The sequence below is a fragment of the Methylicorpusculum oleiharenae genome (assembly GCF_009828925.2).
In the GTDB taxonomy this organism is placed as follows: domain Bacteria; phylum Pseudomonadota; class Gammaproteobacteria; order Methylococcales; family Methylomonadaceae; genus Methylicorpusculum; species Methylicorpusculum oleiharenae.
In genome coordinates, this window is the sequence record NZ_WUTY02000001.1 from 2,074,002 (window position 1) to 2,089,848 (window position 15,847).

Genomic DNA, 15,847 nt, shown 5'->3' on the forward strand with positions numbered 1-15,847 from the left:
CACCGGATAGTTGACTAATTTGCTAGGTTAAGTATATTAGCCTGTATTTGTTAGTTATTTTAAGGATTGGCTCGTGAGATTAACCACCAAAGGCCGCTATGCAGTCACGGCAATGCTCGATCTGGCGTTTCATAGCCAGAAAAATCCCGTCACGCTGACCGACATTGCAACCCGTCAAACCATTTCTTTGTCCTATCTGGAGCAGTTGTTCGCACGTTTGCGAAAAGCAGGTATGGTCACGGGTGTCAGAGGTCCGGGCGGAGGTTATAAATTGAGTCGTGATGCCAGTCTGATTAACATTGCCGATGTTATAGAGGCGGTCGATGAACAGCTGGATTCTACCAAGTGCGGTGGCGAAGCTAATTGCCAGAACAATAAGGCGTGTTTGACACATGATCTGTGGATGGGTTTGAGTGATCAGATCAGAAATTACCTGCAAGGCATCAGTCTGGGCGATTTGTTGGAAAAACATCATGTCAAGGAAGTTGCCAAACGCCAGGAAATGGATGCAAAGGTGATAGAACTGCATAGAATGGACCGGTGTCAGAGTCTGTATAAATGATCTATTTCGATCATAATGCAACAACACCGCTGGATGAGCGCGTGTTGGAAGCTATGATGCCTTTCTTGACGACCTTTTACGCTAATCCATCCGCCTTATACCGGGCCGGAAGAATAGCGCGTAGCGCGATAGAAGCGGCCAGAGAGCAAGTGGCTGCATTGGTTGATACTACTGCTGCTCAGGTGATTTTTACCAGCGGTGGAACCGAATCGAATAATCTGGCTTTGCAGGTGCCGGCCATCAAATCCCGTGTTGCCATTTCGGCGACAGAACACCCTTGTATGACTGAGCCAGTGATGAGGTTAAAACACAGGGGTTGTGCCGTTGAAACCTTTGATGTGGATACCCGGGGCCTGATTGAACAAGCGTCTTTCGAGCAAGTCAGCCGATTACCGCTGGATTTTGCCTCCATCATGCTGGCTAATAATGAAACCGGCGTCATTCAGGATGTCGCGGTCTATGCGGATACGTTACGCAGCCACAACGTGATCGTTCACAGTGATGCGGTGCAGGCTCTGGGTAAAATACCGGTATCATTTTCCAAGCTCAAGGTGCATTTACTGTCTTTGTCGGCGCACAAAATATACGGGCCTAAGGGCTGCGGGGCGTTGATTGTAGAAAAAGGCCTAAATTTAGAACCCATGCAATTAGGCGGTGGGCAGGAAAAAGGCATCAGGCCCGGCACTGAAAATGTTGCTGCCATTGTCGGTTTCGGCGCGGCAGCGGAAATTGCCAAGGCTGAACTGGATCAGAGGCATGATCACCTGCTTAAATTAAGACACCGTCTGGAAAGCGGTTTGAAGACAGTGTCCGGTGCCGTCATTTTCGGACATCCTGACCTGCGCTTGCCTAATACGGTTCAGTTTGGACTTTACGGCGTCGATGGGGAAATGTTGCAAATGCAGCTGGATACCAAAGGCATCGCGATATCCAGCGGCTCGGCATGTGCAAGTGGCGGAGGCAAGCCGAGTCCTGTATTGACGGCAATGAAAATTGCGCCGGAATTGGCCAAAAGCGCTATCAGAGTCAGCTTGGGTAAGGATAATACCGAAGCCGAAGTGGATGAATTTCTAAATCGGTTAACCCGATTTTTACTATGAAAGTGCTCGCTACTCCAATCTGATCGAAAAAACGTCTAGCTTCCATGGATGGGTTCACGGCGCTCTTCGACAGGCGTATCACGCACTTTTAAACAAGTCGAATGATATTTAGTGTGAAAGGAGTAAATCGGGTATTTTGATTTCCTGTGCTTTTCGTGGATTAAATAATTTTTATAAGTAAATGCAAAAAGGAGAAAACTATGGCAGTTTCTATTACTGAAAATGCTGCAAAACAGATAAAAAAACAGCTGGAAAAACGAGGCAAAGGCCTTGGCTTAAAGCTGGGCGTGAAAAAATCAGGGTGTTCTGGTTTTGCTTATACGCTGGATTATGCCGATCAATTAAATGCAGATGATGTCGTATTTGAACAGTTTGACGTTAAAGTCATCACGTCAAACGCTGATCTTGCTGTTATTGACGGGATTGAGCTGGATTACCGGAAAGAAGGCATCAACGAAGCCTTTAAATTCAATAACCCAAAGGTCACCGGCACCTGCGGTTGCGGCGAGAGTTTTTCTGTCTAGATTTACCCGTCTGTATCCCGACCTTAGCCCTGGATAGGCAGGCTTTAAACGGCTTTTAGATTGTTACAGCCGGGTTTTTTCTGCGGCTGACCAGCCTGTATAAACTTCATTCGGATTTCGGTTTTGACTGCGACAACCTGTCGCGCGGCAATCGGCCACATTTTCTTAGTTAATAAATCCCTTTAGAATCAGCTCAACTCTTAAATGTATTGCGTTATACATTCTTACCTCCTAAAGGGTTTCAAGGGTTTTTTTAGCGGACATCGAGTCCGCTTTTTTTTGCCTGTTGAAAATGCAATCCCGGCATCCGCCGCTTTCCGCCCGGAGAATTCAGGGATGTCGGTCGCCTGATTTAGATCAGCAAGAATCGGTCTACAGCACCAATCATTCGGTTAAACTATCCGGTTTTCAGATTTATTATTTCGACGGTTATTCAATGCAACAGAAACCTATTCCGGAAAAAACAGTCGCTGTCATCGGTGGCGGTCCAGCGGGACTGATGGCTGCCGAAGTGTTAATCGGTGCCGGTTTGACGGTTCATGTTTATGATGCGATGCCTTCGGTAGGGCGCAAATTTTTGATCGCGGGCAAGGGCGGTATGAATATTACCCATTCCGAACCGTTACCTCAATTTTTGACGCGCTATGGTAAAAGACAGGCTGCACTTGCGCCCTGTGTGAGTCAATTCAGCCCGGAAAGACTCAGAGCCTGGCTGGCAGAGCTGGGTATTCAAAGTTTTACGGGCAGTTCGGGGCGCGTATTTCCTGAGCAGATGAAAGCCGCTCCATTATTGAGAAGCTGGTTACACCGCTTGCGTGAGAGCGGCGTCAAATTCTTCATGCGTCATGAATGGCGCAACTGGCAAGCCATAGATCAAGGTTATTTATTGGAGTTCAACACATCTGAAGGCATAAAAACTCAGCAAACTGATGCGGTCATACTCGCGCTGGGGGGCGGTAGCTGGGCCAAGTTAGGTTCTACAGGCGCATGGGTCTCTTTACTGCAGCATCAGGGCATATCGGTCGCGCCTTTATTGCCGTCAAACTGCGGTTTTGATGTCGCCTGGTCTGAGTATTTCAGCGAGCATTTTGCCGGACAACCGGTTAAAACGGTGGTGATGTCTTTTACCGACAGTCAGGGCAACCCGCATTCAAAGCGGGGCGAATTTAACATTACGTCAACCGGCGTAGAAGGCAGCCTCATTTATGCTTTGTCTTCGGTTCTGCGCGATGAAACACGTTCATCCGGTCATGCGGATGCACTCATCGATTTATTACCCGATGTCCCGCTGGATCGATTGATAGAACGCTTGGAACAGCCTCGGGGGAAATCATCGCTTACCAATCACCTGAGAAAAAAAGCCGGTTTGACAAGCGTAAAGGCAGGTCTTTTACGCGAGTGCCTTGCCCCGGGTCTGTTTGACGATATGGCGCATCTGGCTCACGCGATCAAGCACATGCCTTTGAGCGTCATAGCAGCTAGACCTTTGGATGAGGCGATCAGCAGCGCCGGAGGCGTCGTTTTTGAAGCGCTGACCGGTGATTTGATGATTAAGGCGTGGCCGGGAATTTTTTGTGCAGGAGAAATGCTCGACTGGGAGGCGCCAACCGGCGGCTATTTGCTGACGGCTTGTCTGGCAACCGGAAGAGCCGCTGGACACGGCGTTTTAACGTGGTTGGAGCGAGATGATCAGCCAGGTGGGTAGCCAGCGGATTCAAAACATAAAATGCTGGAAAATAAGAAGCCTTGCTGTCGCATCATCCATGAAGCAACAGCAAGGCCGGTGAGCATTTACCTTTTAACAGGTTGAGAATACGTGTTTCTTTGCAGCAAGCTAGCAGAAACAATATTTCAAGTCTTACTTAGGCAAATTAAGCTTTGTTACGTTTACGAGCGATCAAACCCAATAAACCAGTACCGAACAACCATACCGCACCGGGAACAGGAACTGCAGCAGGTGCTGTGATCATGAAAGTTTGGTCATTGCCGCTGGTAGGGTGTTGGACGTTAACATAAGCCTTATTTTCATCGAACAAGTCGAAGTAAAGACCTGTTGGTTCTGCGCCTAAAGTGGCCAAGGTAGCCCAACGGCCGATTGATTCGGCTACACCGTCGTTGTTTTCATCACGCGCTGCCCAGATATCAGCGAAACCGGCACCTTGATCTTCAATAATGTAGATGTTGCCTTTTGAGTCGATTGCCAAATTGTCAGGACTGTTAAGCGAGTCACCCACAGCAAGGCCAGTTGCTTCGTCAAGGGTATCGCGAGTCACGAACTGGAAAATATTGTTGTTTTCAAGGTCGATTGTCCAAACATCATCGGTAGTTGTTGCTGCGAAAAACAGCATTTGGTTACCGTTTTCCAGTGTTTTGATCTCCAGGTCTTCAGGGCGTTGGTATTCTGTGCTGGGCACGACGTTTTGCGCTAAACGGCCATCAACACTGCCGTCAGTCACTGGAATGCCTGGAAGAGCCGCTCCTGATAAATCAGTGATAGAAGCCCAGGTAAAACTGCCTGAAGCATTGGCGTTGGCGCCATCACCGACTTTCAATACAGAAGTTTGACCGGCTGCGAAGAAATCGTTTCCGTTCGTGGCTAATGGATTAGCAGAAGTGTATTTATAAATACCGCCACCGTTTAACTCATCAATGAAATAAAGGTTATTGTTTTTATCAAACGCCAGACCTTCATGCGATACGCGTGGGATGATTGATCTATGGACGAAGTTAACGTCGCTGGGTCCAGTCGCATTAACCGGATTGGTTATTTCAAACAGACGGCCTTTTGTGCTGGTACCGTTAGCGTTCCAAGATTCTTCGGCAGTCAGATATGAACCCCAAGGTGTCCAGCGTGATGCGTCACCCGCTACAAAACCGGCAGTACCGCTATTGACGATAGTCGTCGTTGTTTTGGTGCTCAGGTCTATTCGTTGAACGCCGCCCGCTGATGTTTCATAAGGCATGAACAAATAACGGCCTGCATCAGGACCTGTTTCATTGGCAGTGATCATATCCCAGTTACCGCTGTTGCTTTGTCCTGCAGCAAGTTGTGCATTACGATTGGCAATTGATTCTTGGGTCCAGGTAGGGTTGGCGAATTGGAATGGCGCTGATTCAGGCAATGAACCCGCAGCGACAGAATTTGCCAAGGGAGTAAAATCGTCAAAAGCAGCATGAGCTGAGAGAGGGGCTAGAACGATTGCTACAGCGGAAGCAATCAATGATAATTTGATAGATTTCATTTTTTTTGTGACTCCAAACAAGTTGTTTTCGTTAACAAGCAATTAGAAAGAGTTAAAATTCTGAATTACAAAACGCCTCCAAATGGCGCCAGAAAATGTTAACTGGGTCACATAAAATATAAGTTACTGTTTTGTTAAGATTTGGTTAATTGTCTTACGTTTGTGCTTTCCATTTTTGATCGTACAGAAGGGGATCAACACTCAACGCCGGAAATTGCCAAAACGCAGCAAGATTGCAGGCAGCAGCAACAGATTCAATAACGTTGATGAGGCCAAGCCCCCAATAATGATGGCGGCCATGGGGCCCATGATTTCTCTTCCCGGATTGTCACTGTTAAAAGCGATGGGAGACATCGCCAAGGCGGTGACCAAAGCGGTCATCAGTATGGAAGGTAATCGTTCTTGAGCCCCCTGAGTCACTGTCTCCAGGTTCCAGGGTTTGCCCTGGGTTTCGGTCAGGTAGCGGTAATGAGATAACAGCATGATGCTGTTGCGTACAGTAATGCCGAATAGCGTAACAAAGCCAACGACTGAGCCTACAGAAAGACTTTCTCCACTTAACAAAACAGCGGCAACTCCCCCCACTAATGAAAACGGCAGGTTAACCAAAGTGATCAGGGTATGCCGGAAACTGCCCAAGGCAATGTAGATAAAAATCATCACGCCGGTTCCGGCCAGCAATGAATATAAAATTAAGTCTTTACGGGCTTTACTCTGTTCTATCGCGGCACCGGTGTATTCAGGGTACATGTCAGCAGGAAAGTTGACCTCTTTAAAAACGCGTGATTTTAAGTCCGTCATAAAGGCGTCAAAATCGCGGTCAACTACGTTGGCGGTAATGGTCTGCCTGCGCTGTGCGTTTTGATGCAAAATATTGTAGCGTCCTGTGGTCAATCTGATATCGGCGACTTGGGCCAAGGTAATCAAGGTGCCATCCAGCGTCCGTATCGGCAACTGACCCAGCAGTTCCGGCCGATGCCGAAATTCGGGCGTGAGCGTTACGCTGATGTCAAAGATACGGTTGCCCTGAATATTCTTGCCTATCAGCTTGCTTTGATAAGCCGTCTGGATGACATTCATCACTTCAGCCGATCTTAAACCCCAAAAAATAAGTTTGTCTTCATTTAGATTGATCTGAATAACCGGCGTAGCAGGCGGTGAGCGCAGTTGCACTTCTGCAGCTCCCGGAATGGTGCGTATGACGGCTGCCACTTCCTCCGCTTTAAGGTCCATGGCGTTTAAATCATTTCCGAAGATGTTAACCACGACAGGCGATGTATAGCCAGAGATAGTCTCATCAACGCGTTCGGTAAGAAAGGTATTGGCTTCGTACAGAATGCCGGGAAATGCGCCAAGAATCTTGCGCAACGCGGTCAGGACACGCTGTTGTTCCCGGCCGGATAGGGGTTTTAGACGCACTTCAAACTCACTGTAATGGCTGCCGTAGGTATCGGCGCCCCGCTCAGCCCGCCCCGCCCATTGCGAAACAGATTCAATACCCGGAATTTTTAAAAACTCTCCGGTAATTTGGCTGCCGATACGAATAGTTTCCTGCAGCGAGGTGCCTGGAATGCTGGTGGTATGAACAATGTAGTGGCCTTCACGCAATTCCGGTAAAAATTTACTACCCATGCCAAAGAAGGCAAAAATGCCGCACAGACACAGGAGTGAACTGATGAGTAACACGGTATTGAAATGGCGGGTCACAAAGCCCAGCGCTTTCTGGTAACCGGGTTTAATCAATCGAATGGCTGGCGGTTCTCTGGCGTCATTAAGCTGTTTGCCCAATAACAGGTAGCACAGTGCCGGTGTTAACGTCAGCGCAACCAGTAAAGACATCAGGATGGCCAGAATGTACGAAATTCCCAAAGGCGCAAACAGGCGTCCGGCGGTTCCGCCTAAAGTCAATAAAGGTACAAAAGCCAGTGCGACGATAAAGCTGGCATAGACAACCGAACTGCGCACTTCCAGGGAAGCAGTGTAGATAACTTCCGATAAAGGCCGGGGTGAGGGGATAAGTCGGTTTTCGCGTAGCCTGCGGAATATATTTTCGGTGTCGATAATGGCGTCATCGACGACTTCGCCCAGGGCAATGGCCAGGCCGCCAAGCACCATGATATTCAGGTTGATCCCGGATTCCAGTAGAATAACGATGGCGGAAATCAGCGAAACCGGAATCGCAACCGCCGAAATGATGGCGGTACGCAGGTTAAACAAAAAAGCGTACAGAATAATCAAGACGAACAATCCGCCGAACAATAAATGGCCTGATAAATTGGCCAGGGATGCTTCAATGTAATCGGCCGGTCGAAATAAATGCGGGTAAAAGCTGATGTCGTGGGTTTGAAACAGGGTACTGAATTCGGTTAGTGTTTCTTCTACCTGTTTTGATACGGTTAATGTATTCGACCCGAATTGACCGATCACCATCATGACGATCCCGGGTTTTCCCATGATCTGGGCCGCACCGATGGGCGCATCAGGCGCATGGCGGATCAGGGCGACATCACCCAGTGTCACAGCGCGGCCTTGCTGGTGGTTAAGCACGACACCCGCAAATGTTTCAGGTGTGGCTTTTTGTCCGGTGATTTCCAGAGTAAAGCGCTGGTTGGTATTTTCTATAAAACCACTGCCTTGCACTTGAGCCGCCTCTGATGCCGCCAGAATAACGTCATTCAAGGCCAGATTGAAACGCTGTAATTTGGCCGGATCGACCTGAATCTGCAGTTGTTGAATTTCGCCTCCAAAGACGTTGATGTCGGCCACGCCCGGGACCGCAAGAAGTCTGGGGACGATAGTCCAGTCCACCAGATTGCGCAATGTCATCAAATCACTTTTGTCCGAATTCAAACCGATGGTCAGAACAGTCGCCGATGAAGAAGACAGCGGGACAGCGGTTGGCGCGCTGACAACCCCTTGAGGTAATTGGTTTGCCAAACCGGCCAGTCGCTCACCCAATAACTGGCGGTTACGATAGATCTCGCTATCTTCGCTGAACGTTGCCGTGACAATTGACAGGCCCTGAATAGACTCGGACCGAACGCTATGGAGCTGGCTGAGGCCTCTAATGGCACTTTCTATCTGTTGGGTGACCAATATTTCAACCTGTTCGGCTGAATAACCCGGTGCTTCAGTCTGAATCGTAATTTGTTTGGGCGAAAACTCGGGAAATACATCAAGACCCGCAAATGCAAAACGATACAGTCCGTAGCTGAATAACAGCACAGCCATAACGGCTACAAGGCCCGGATAACGGATTGAAAATCGGATCAGTGCCGTCAGCATAGGAAGCTAGTCATCATCGTCTTCATCAGGAATTTGGGCTTTAAATTCCTCTGATAGCAGCATTTGAGCTCCGGTGATGACTATCTCTTCTCCTGTGGCAAGTCCTTGGGTGATGAAATAGCCGTTCTGGGCTTCATCGAACGTTTGGATGGCGCGGCGATTAAAGTGTTCCGGGCCGGTTTTGATGTAAACAAACGCTTGCCCAAGATGCCAGATCAAAGCCGTGCGGGGTATGATGACACCGGAAAGTGCTTCTTGTTGTTTCGGTAGCCATGCAGCAACGCGGGCGCCGGGTCGAATGCCGGGATGCCGAGTTGTAAAAAAATGACTTTCGCCTTGAGTCAGTCCGTCAAGCTGCGGTGCTTTTGCGATCCATTCGGCGCTTTGTGCCTGATCTCTCTCACCGGAAGGGCTTACGGTCAATTTTTGACCAGCCGGATTTAGCTGGGTGGCGCTGGGGAAGGTGATAAGTAACAATGCTTGCTGTCCGTTTAAATAAGGTGTCACGGCAAGGCTGTCTTGTTGTATAAACAAACCGCTCAGTTTCTCTCCCCAATTCATGATGGCTTCGTTTCGAATACCTTGAGCGGTCCATTGCGCATTTTGAGACAAGGCCTGTTCCGATTGAAACAGCGCCTGTTGTTCTTCCAGTGCGCGTTTTGCAGCGACGCCGCTGTCATGCAAGTGGCGTGTCCGGGCCATGGCTTTTTGGGTCAATTGCAAACGGGCCCGGCTGTTTTGTGTTTCTGCCAGCGCGCTTAAATAACGGTTCCTAAGGTCCAGTAAGGGCTGCAGACTCAGTGCATTGCCGTAAACAGCTATTTCAGGTAGAAAGCTTTCGGGTTCTAATGTCAATGTTTGGATGCCTGACAAGGCTTGTTGTTCTGTTTCTATCTCAACGTCAGCGCGCCGGTTTATCTCCGTTGGTGCTTGCAAGTCAGCTTTTGGGCTGGCAAAGCCTGGAATGGTAATCAGGCCAAGCGTTGTGGCGGCAATCAAACAAAGCGGCTTAAAGATGTTGACGGCAGGCAATCTGGACATTCAGTTTAAAAAGTAGGTAGAGTTGCTCAAATTCAAAATCGATATTTTTAATGCTGAGCCCGGGGTTTCCCTTGAAATAATGGCAAAAATCAGGGGTCAAGCGATAAACTTAAGTGAGGCGGCTTGATTTGCTGGAGGAGATTATAAGTCGGACTGAAATCTATAATTAAATTTTTGTTGTTTTAACGGATTGCAGGTTATTCTTTAGCAACGCTTAGGATGAATAACAGGTTGGTACCCGGTTCTCGAATCGGCCCGTTTTAATGATGTTATTGTCCGGCTTACGGTTCAAGATTAACACAGGATAATCCTGTCTAACGGAGAGACTCCGATTAATTCAAGCTTTTATAAGCCAAGACACCTTATCAACGAAACAGCCGTGTAAAAGTTGTTTCCGGATTTAAACTAACCAGGTATGTAGGACAATGAACGAATTACCCGATAATTTAAAATATGCAAAAACCCATGAATGGGCAAAACTGGAAGACGATAATCTAGTGCGTGTCGGCATTACCGATTTTGCCCAGGCTGAACTGGGTGATCTGGTTTTTATCGAGTTGCCTAAAATTGGGCGGCAAGTAAAAACAGGTGAACAATGTTCGGTTGTTGAGTCGGTAAAGACCGCATCGGATTTATACAGTCCCGTTTCGGGTGAGGTCGTGTCTGTTAACGAGCTATTAAACGACGCACCTGAACAGGTGAATGATGACGCCTATACTTCCTGGTTGTTTTGCATCAAAGCAGATAATCCTTCCGAACTTGACGCATTGATGGATGCCGATGCCTATCGGGAAATGATTGAAGGTTGAAATGATTTTTCAGGAATGACAATTGTCATTTTTCTGACAAATTACAGGGCTAACATGGACGTTTTGGATAATGGATAGTCGAACAAACATGGCAAATCAAAACGCAAAAGGCATAAAACGCATTTTTAATGCAGTGTTCTTTTCAATCGCGGGTTTTAAGGCAACCTGGTCGCATGAAGAAGCGTTCAGGCAGGAAGTGCTCCTGTTTGTTGTTACGACGCCCGTGGCTCTGTGGTTGGGTCAAACGGCTACAGACAAGCTTTTGCTGATCGGCAGTATGGTCCTGGTCTTGGTGGTTGAATTATTGAATTCGGCGGTGGAAGCGGTTGTCGATCGCGTCGGGCTGGATCATCACGAGTTGTCCGGCAGAGCGAAGGATATAGGATCCGCTGCAGTAATGCTGTCTTTGCTCTGGGCAGCTGTGACCTGGGGCGTGATATTATTGTAATTTTGTAACTATTTAGCGGAGCATCAAAATAAAGTGATGCTCACTGTAGGTTGGGTTGCGAAAAGCATGGAACCCAACCTACGTTTAATAATGATGTAATTTTTTGAAATTCGCAGGCTTTTCATTTTTTATAATGGGAGGCAGACTGCGATTTGTTAACGAGGGGTTCTGAGGAATTTATGAGTGCATTGATCTGTGGTTCTATGGCTTACGATACCATCATGGTATTTCATGATAAATTTAAAAATCATATTTTGCCTGACAAGGTCCACATTCTGAATGTATCTTTTTTGGTGCCGGTGATGCGCCGGGAATATGGTGGATGTGCCGGTAATATAGCCTACAACCTTAAATTGCTGGGCGAAGATCCTTACATCATGGCGACGGTCGGGCATGATTTTGAGCCTTATGCGCAGTGGTTATGCCAATGCGGCATCTCCAGAGACCATATCCGTATACTCGACGACAACTATACGGGGCAGGCCTATATCACAACCGATGAAGATGATAATCAGATTACTGCATTCCATCCCGGTGCCATGAATATGTCACACCTGAATGAAGTGCCTACCGATCTTCCTATCAGTATTGGTATCGTCTCTCCTGATGGTAAAGAAGGCATGCAGCGGCACGCCGAGCAATTTGTAGAGCAGGGTATTCCGTTTATTTTTGATCCGGGTCAAGGCATGCCCATGTTCAATGGCGAGGAATTAATTCATTTACTTGATCAGGCCACTTGGGTGACCTTGAATGACTATGAATCTGAACTCATGCAGGAAAGAACCGGGCTGAGCCTGGAAGAAATGGCCGAAAAGGTCGATGCGTTGATTGTCACTTTGGGTGCAAACGGTTCAAAAATTTACACCCAGGACGAATGCATTGAAATACCAGCCGCTAAACCAAAATCGATCAATGATCCAACGGGTTGCGGTGACGCATTTAGAGCGGGATTGTTATACGGTTTGATTAACGAACTGAGCTGGCCGGTTACCGGTCGCATTGCCTCTTTGCTGGGCGCTATCAAAATAGAACACCACGGCACTCAGAATCATGGCTTTTTAATGGAAAGCTTCAAAGCGCGCTATAAAGAGAATTTCGGCTCCTCTTTTTAATGCTCCAGCATACCCAAAAATTGCTCGAAATCATGGCGCGCCTGCGTTCTCCGGACGGAGGCTGCGCCTGGGATATCCAGCAGGACTTCTACAGTTTAATTCCTTTTACGATTGAAGAAGCCTATGAAGTGGCTGATGCGATTGAGCGCAGCGACTGGGATGATTTGCGGCTGGAATTGGGTGATTTGCTGTTGCAGGTTGCTTTTCATGCGCAGATTGCTGAGGAACAAGGCCTGTTTACTTTCGAGCATGTCGCGCAAGGCATCTGCGAGAAACTGATTCGACGCCATCCTCATGTGTTTGGTGATACCCAGTATCATGACGATGACCAGCGAAAAAATGCCTGGGAAGACGCTAAGCTCGAAGAGCGAAAAAGTAAAAATCGCAGCGCCTTACCTGACAGTGTTTTGGACGGCGTTCCCGGCAATCTTCCGGCGTTGGTGCAATGCGAAAAAATTCAGAATCGTGCCGCAGGCCAGGGTTTTGATTGGCCCGAGGTGTTGCCGGTATTCGATAAAGTCATGGAAGAACTGGAAGAAGTCAGGGAAGCCTGGGAATCCGGCGATCAGGTTCATATTCAGGAAGAAGTTGGCGATTTATTACTCGTAGCCGTCAATCTGGCCCGTCATCTTAAAGTCAATCCTGAAATTGCATTGCGGGAAAGCACCAAGAAATTCTCCAGCCGTTTTCAATACATAGAGCAGCAAGTGCTGGCTTCCGGTCGCGGGATGCGGGACTGCGAACTCGCAGAGCTGGATGAACTGTGGAATGAAGCCAAGCGGTTACTCAAAGGGCAGAAAGAGTAAAGACGCTAAAGGTTTTTGGTTCAGGATTTTTGTTGTTCAAAACCTGAGTTAAAAATTGGGTAGGTTGGGTTGCATGCTTTTCGCAACCCAACAAATTAAGGCTTCGGCCTTGAAATGTTGGGTTGGCTATCGCCAACCGCAACCTACGTGGAGCGTTGTTTCTATGCTGAAAAGTTACGAATTAATAGTTCCATTGCAACTGGGTGCGGATCAGGTCGCCTGAGGCTTGGCCCAGATAATCGCTAGAGGAGCTTGTGCTTACGACGGTATTGGTTCTGTCCATCATCGTATAGGTCATGACCAGTTCCAGCGCTTTCATCATTTGCCATTCAAAGCCAAAATCAATTTCTTCAACATGCGTATAAGCGGCATTTGCTGCACCTTTATGCGGGCCGTCGTAATGTTGCCATTTCACGAACGGAATTAAGGTGCCTTGTGAGCCCAGAATCTTATCGATTTTATACATGGCTTGCACATAGCCGCCTCTGAGGGATTTTCTCTCGATGACGTTGTCAGTTACGTTAAGTGTAGGGCCTTTACCCCAGTTCCATTCAGCCTGTAAGCCAAAGGGCTGTGGAAACAAAATGGCATGAATCGCCGCTCTATCTTCGCTATTGCCTTTATCATCTGCAGAGGGTTTTTTATTAGATATTCCGTCGAAAGTCCTGTAATCGACTGGAGAGACATTGAATTTACCAGACATCGCATCCGCGCCAACCTCCACGACCTGTCCCTCAAATACAGAACCTAAAAAGTCCAGTTCGATCGGGTACGTTGCATGGGCAACCATGTACAGATCATCGTTGGTTTCATCTCTGTTAAGTCCTTGACCGTTATAGACACCGAAGCCTAATACGCCATAGTCACCCGACGTTTTCAGACCTTTCAGACTTAAATCTTTCCACAGCTTTTGCACATGAGTCGGAGACCAGTAGGCGAACAAGCCTAAATCACGCTCACTGGGTACCGCACTGTTAAGCGCATCGGCCCGGTCAAGGGACAACCTGTTTTGTGATGACTGCAGGTTTTCCCAGCCAAACGGAACTTTGGATTGACCTGCACGGATACGGTATTCATGCGTTTTATCAAAGGCTAAGTCAGCATAGGCGTCACGCAACTGCGCAAAATTTTGACTGCCACCGGTTGAAGTCGCAAAATCCGGTTGTATATACAGCGATACATATTCGTTGATGTCGCCCGAGAACACCAAACGAACCCGCCGGAACGAGAAATTGCTGTTGTCCTTGATCGATTTGTCGCCTTCGTTAGAACGCAACTCAGGCTCGCCTGCGGTGCGGTCACCGGTCAGTTTTTGGTTATAACGAAGCTGGGTATAGCCTCTTAGATTGATTTTGTTAAACCATTTTTCGTCATTTTTAGCATTCGCTTCTCTGACTGCGACTACGTGCTCTTCCAATTCTTTAAACTCTTGCTCCTTATTTTTCAGATCATTACGAATCTCGGCAATTTCCTCATTTTGCTTGGTTTTGTCCTCTACTTTTTCAAACGTGCCCAATTTAACCCGTCCAGGACCGTCTTCGGCAAAAAGCTGCTTGGTTTCGCTGTCCATATAAAGATCTATTGCTAAAGCACTGGTCGAAAGGCTGAAGCCCAGAACTGAAATGATCGCCAACTTCATTTTTGTAAGTTTCATGTAAGCTTGTATAAGAGTAGAAATTGCAGCAAGCTTATAGGCTTAAAATGACAGCTTTGTGACAGAAATGTGACAGTTTTGTTACAGTTTTTAGGATTGTTGAAAGGCCTGGTTAATAAATCTGGCTTGAATGTTTTTTTATACAACTCCTGACTGTTTATTCTGAAAATACAGAGTGTAGGATGTGCTGAGTTAAGAAGCGCATCAATCGCGAACGATGCGCTTCACGCTGTTCAGCACATCCTGCTCATCTTTCATTTTCTGACGTGATGGTGTGACTTCATGTTCGTTAGGATCTGGTTGTGAAGGGGAAGTTATTCTTGGCACATGGAATGCATTAATTAATGCGAGTCAAGAACTAATGTGGAGTACGTAACATGAGCGAGCATCCATTACAATCATTCCCGGTAGAATGGTCGGATTTCATAGAATCGCTGAATGCAGAGTTTTTTAGCACCAAAGGCTATGGCGTCTATGCCTTTTTAAGCTTTGATCATATCAAACTGCTTTACGATGAGCTTTTGGGAAACCCTGTCCCCGTAAAGGTGTTTATTAAAGTGTTCGTCAGAAATTTCAAGTAACTGTTTTTTTAAGTCATCCGATGCTCGGGCTTGCCAGGCATGCAGTGTCACTCAAATTGCCGGTTAAACGTCGTCATGAGTTTTGGTGATCGGACCGCATTCTAATTTGAGAGCCTGATCAAAGCTGAGACCCAGAATATCGGTTTGTCTCATTGACGACGCCAGAGAAAAAGCTAATGCAGACGCCAGAACTCTGGAATGATAGGAGAAATCGTTAACAAAAACGGGCAGTGTTTCATTGAGTTGTTCGGCGGATTTGAGTTTTTTATCGAATGCCTGACGGCGAAAATGTATCTCTTCCATCAATAAACGATTATTTTGTGTTTCTTCCGACAGTGCCAGAGACCAGGTTAAGTCAGGGTGAAGCCTGCATTCTCCGATATAATGGCCCGAAAGCGATTGATGCCATTCCTTTGGACTAATCAATGAAAGGTGGTAGTTATCACCTTTTCTATAAAGCCAATATTTCCTGTCCAGCACCGGTTTGAAGCGAATGCGGCTTTCCAGAATGAAAAGCGAGGTAAACAGTTCCGACGCTATCTGGGTAATGGGTTTTGGCGGCGCGTTAACGTGTTGCTGCAGATCGTTCAAACGGTCGATTACAGAACACAAACCTTTGCCTTGGGGATTGGGCGATCTAACTTTTTTGGCCATCTTCACACATAATAATTTTGCTTTACAAT

The 15,847-nt window shown here is 47.3% G+C and carries 14 protein-coding genes; 9 read left to right on the plus strand and 5 right to left on the minus strand.

The annotated features are described in order from the left end of the window. The first annotated feature begins 73 nt into the window (after positions 1-73). The 4 genes from GO003_RS09525 (at position 74) to GO003_RS09540 (ending at position 3,891) form a co-directional block, all read left to right on the plus strand. A complete protein-coding gene (locus GO003_RS09525; protein WP_159652463.1) occupies positions 74-562 on the plus strand; it encodes an Rrf2 family transcriptional regulator in 489 nt (162 codons plus the stop codon). Next, positions 559-1,662 (plus strand): cysteine desulfurase family protein, encoded by a 1,104-nt coding sequence (locus tag GO003_RS09530; RefSeq protein WP_159652461.1) that lies wholly within the window; start codon positions 559-561, stop codon positions 1,660-1,662. The genes GO003_RS09525 and GO003_RS09530 overlap by 4 nt, the downstream gene beginning before the upstream one ends. Before the next feature lie 200 nt (positions 1,663-1,862). After that, on the plus strand, positions 1,863-2,186 hold the full coding sequence (locus GO003_RS09535; protein ID WP_159652459.1) for a HesB/IscA family protein: 324 nt from the start codon (positions 1,863-1,865) through the stop codon (positions 2,184-2,186). 436 nt (positions 2,187-2,622) lie between these two features. Further along, positions 2,623-3,891: a TIGR03862 family flavoprotein gene (locus tag GO003_RS09540; RefSeq protein WP_159652457.1), complete on the plus strand. Its 1,269-nt coding sequence runs from the start codon at positions 2,623-2,625 to the stop codon at positions 3,889-3,891. 166 nt (positions 3,892-4,057) lie between these two features. Here the strand turns inward: GO003_RS09540 and GO003_RS09545 are convergent, their stop codons facing one another. From GO003_RS09545 to GO003_RS09555, 3 genes are all read right to left on the minus strand, one after another. Continuing rightward, positions 4,058-5,428, minus strand: a complete 1,371-nt coding sequence (locus GO003_RS09545) for an alkaline phosphatase PhoX (RefSeq protein ID WP_159652455.1) — start codon at positions 5,426-5,428, stop codon at positions 4,058-4,060. 201 nt (positions 5,429-5,629) lie between these two features. Further along, positions 5,630-8,713 (minus strand): efflux RND transporter permease subunit, encoded by a 3,084-nt coding sequence (locus GO003_RS09550; RefSeq protein WP_159652453.1) that lies wholly within the window; start codon positions 8,711-8,713, stop codon positions 5,630-5,632. A 6-nt stretch (positions 8,714-8,719) separates the two neighbouring features. Next, complete coding sequence (locus tag GO003_RS09555) at positions 8,720-9,754, minus strand: efflux RND transporter periplasmic adaptor subunit (protein ID WP_159652451.1); 1,035 nt, start codon at positions 9,752-9,754, stop codon at positions 8,720-8,722. A gap of 425 nt (positions 9,755-10,179) precedes the next feature. On the opposite strand from GO003_RS09555, the gene gcvH reads away from it, so the two are divergent. From gcvH to mazG, 4 genes are all read left to right on the plus strand, one after another. Beyond that, the gene (gene gcvH, locus GO003_RS09560) at positions 10,180-10,563 is read left to right on the plus strand and encodes a glycine cleavage system protein GcvH (protein ID WP_159652449.1); all 384 of its coding nucleotides are present in this window, start codon (positions 10,180-10,182) and stop codon (positions 10,561-10,563) included. An 88-nt stretch (positions 10,564-10,651) separates the two neighbouring features. After that, entirely contained in the window at positions 10,652-11,011 is a 360-nt protein-coding gene (locus GO003_RS09565; protein ID WP_159652447.1) for a diacylglycerol kinase, read from the plus strand. Between the two features lie 179 nt (positions 11,012-11,190). After that, positions 11,191-12,123, plus strand: a complete 933-nt coding sequence (locus tag GO003_RS09570; RefSeq protein WP_159652445.1) for a carbohydrate kinase family protein — start codon at positions 11,191-11,193, stop codon at positions 12,121-12,123. Then, positions 12,123-12,929: a nucleoside triphosphate pyrophosphohydrolase gene (gene mazG / locus GO003_RS09575; protein ID WP_159652443.1), complete on the plus strand. Its 807-nt coding sequence runs from the start codon at positions 12,123-12,125 to the stop codon at positions 12,927-12,929. Before GO003_RS09570 ends, mazG begins: the two co-directional genes overlap by 1 nt. 181 nt (positions 12,930-13,110) lie before the next feature. Here the strand turns inward: mazG and GO003_RS09580 are convergent, their stop codons facing one another. Beyond that, on the minus strand, positions 13,111-14,583 hold the full coding sequence (locus GO003_RS09580) for a porin (protein WP_159652441.1): 1,473 nt from the start codon (positions 14,581-14,583) through the stop codon (positions 13,111-13,113). Between the two features lie 377 nt (positions 14,584-14,960). Between GO003_RS09580 and GO003_RS09585 the strand changes: the two genes are divergently transcribed. Continuing rightward, on the plus strand, positions 14,961-15,164 hold the full coding sequence (locus tag GO003_RS09585) for a hypothetical protein (protein WP_159652440.1): 204 nt from the start codon (positions 14,961-14,963) through the stop codon (positions 15,162-15,164). A gap of 63 nt (positions 15,165-15,227) precedes the next feature. Here the strand turns inward: GO003_RS09585 and GO003_RS09590 are convergent, their stop codons facing one another. Next, the gene (locus GO003_RS09590; RefSeq protein ID WP_159652439.1) at positions 15,228-15,818 is read right to left on the minus strand and encodes a DUF2452 domain-containing protein; all 591 of its coding nucleotides are present in this window, start codon (positions 15,816-15,818) and stop codon (positions 15,228-15,230) included. Positions 15,819-15,847: the final 29 nt, after the last annotated feature.

Excerpts from the sequence above, each read along its gene's own strand:
- GO003_RS09530 (WP_159652461.1), top strand. The coding sequence starts at position 559 with ATGATCTATTTCGATCATAATGCAACAACACCGCTGGATGAGCGCGTG.
- GO003_RS09535 (WP_159652459.1), top strand. The coding sequence starts at position 1,863 with ATGGCAGTTTCTATTACTGAAAATGCTGCAAAACAGATAAAAAAACAG.
- GO003_RS09540 (WP_159652457.1), top strand. The coding sequence starts at position 2,623 with ATGCAACAGAAACCTATTCCGGAAAAAACAGTCGCTGTCATCGGTGGC.
- GO003_RS09545 (WP_159652455.1), bottom strand. The coding sequence starts at position 5,428 with ATGAAATCTATCAAATTATCATTGATTGCTTCCGCTGTAGCAATCGTT.
- GO003_RS09550 (WP_159652453.1), bottom strand. The coding sequence starts at position 8,713 with ATGCTGACGGCACTGATCCGATTTTCAATCCGTTATCCGGGCCTTGTA.
- GO003_RS09555 (WP_159652451.1), bottom strand. The coding sequence starts at position 9,754 with ATGTCCAGATTGCCTGCCGTCAACATCTTTAAGCCGCTTTGTTTGATT.
- gcvH (WP_159652449.1), top strand. The coding sequence starts at position 10,180 with ATGAACGAATTACCCGATAATTTAAAATATGCAAAAACCCATGAATGG.
- GO003_RS09565 (WP_159652447.1), top strand. The coding sequence starts at position 10,652 with ATGGCAAATCAAAACGCAAAAGGCATAAAACGCATTTTTAATGCAGTG.
- GO003_RS09570 (WP_159652445.1), top strand. The coding sequence starts at position 11,191 with ATGAGTGCATTGATCTGTGGTTCTATGGCTTACGATACCATCATGGTA.
- mazG (WP_159652443.1), top strand. The coding sequence starts at position 12,123 with ATGCTCCAGCATACCCAAAAATTGCTCGAAATCATGGCGCGCCTGCGT.
- GO003_RS09580 (WP_159652441.1), bottom strand. The coding sequence starts at position 14,583 with ATGAAACTTACAAAAATGAAGTTGGCGATCATTTCAGTTCTGGGCTTC.
- GO003_RS09585 (WP_159652440.1), top strand. The coding sequence starts at position 14,961 with ATGAGCGAGCATCCATTACAATCATTCCCGGTAGAATGGTCGGATTTC.
- GO003_RS09590 (WP_159652439.1), bottom strand. The coding sequence starts at position 15,818 with ATGGCCAAAAAAGTTAGATCGCCCAATCCCCAAGGCAAAGGTTTGTGT.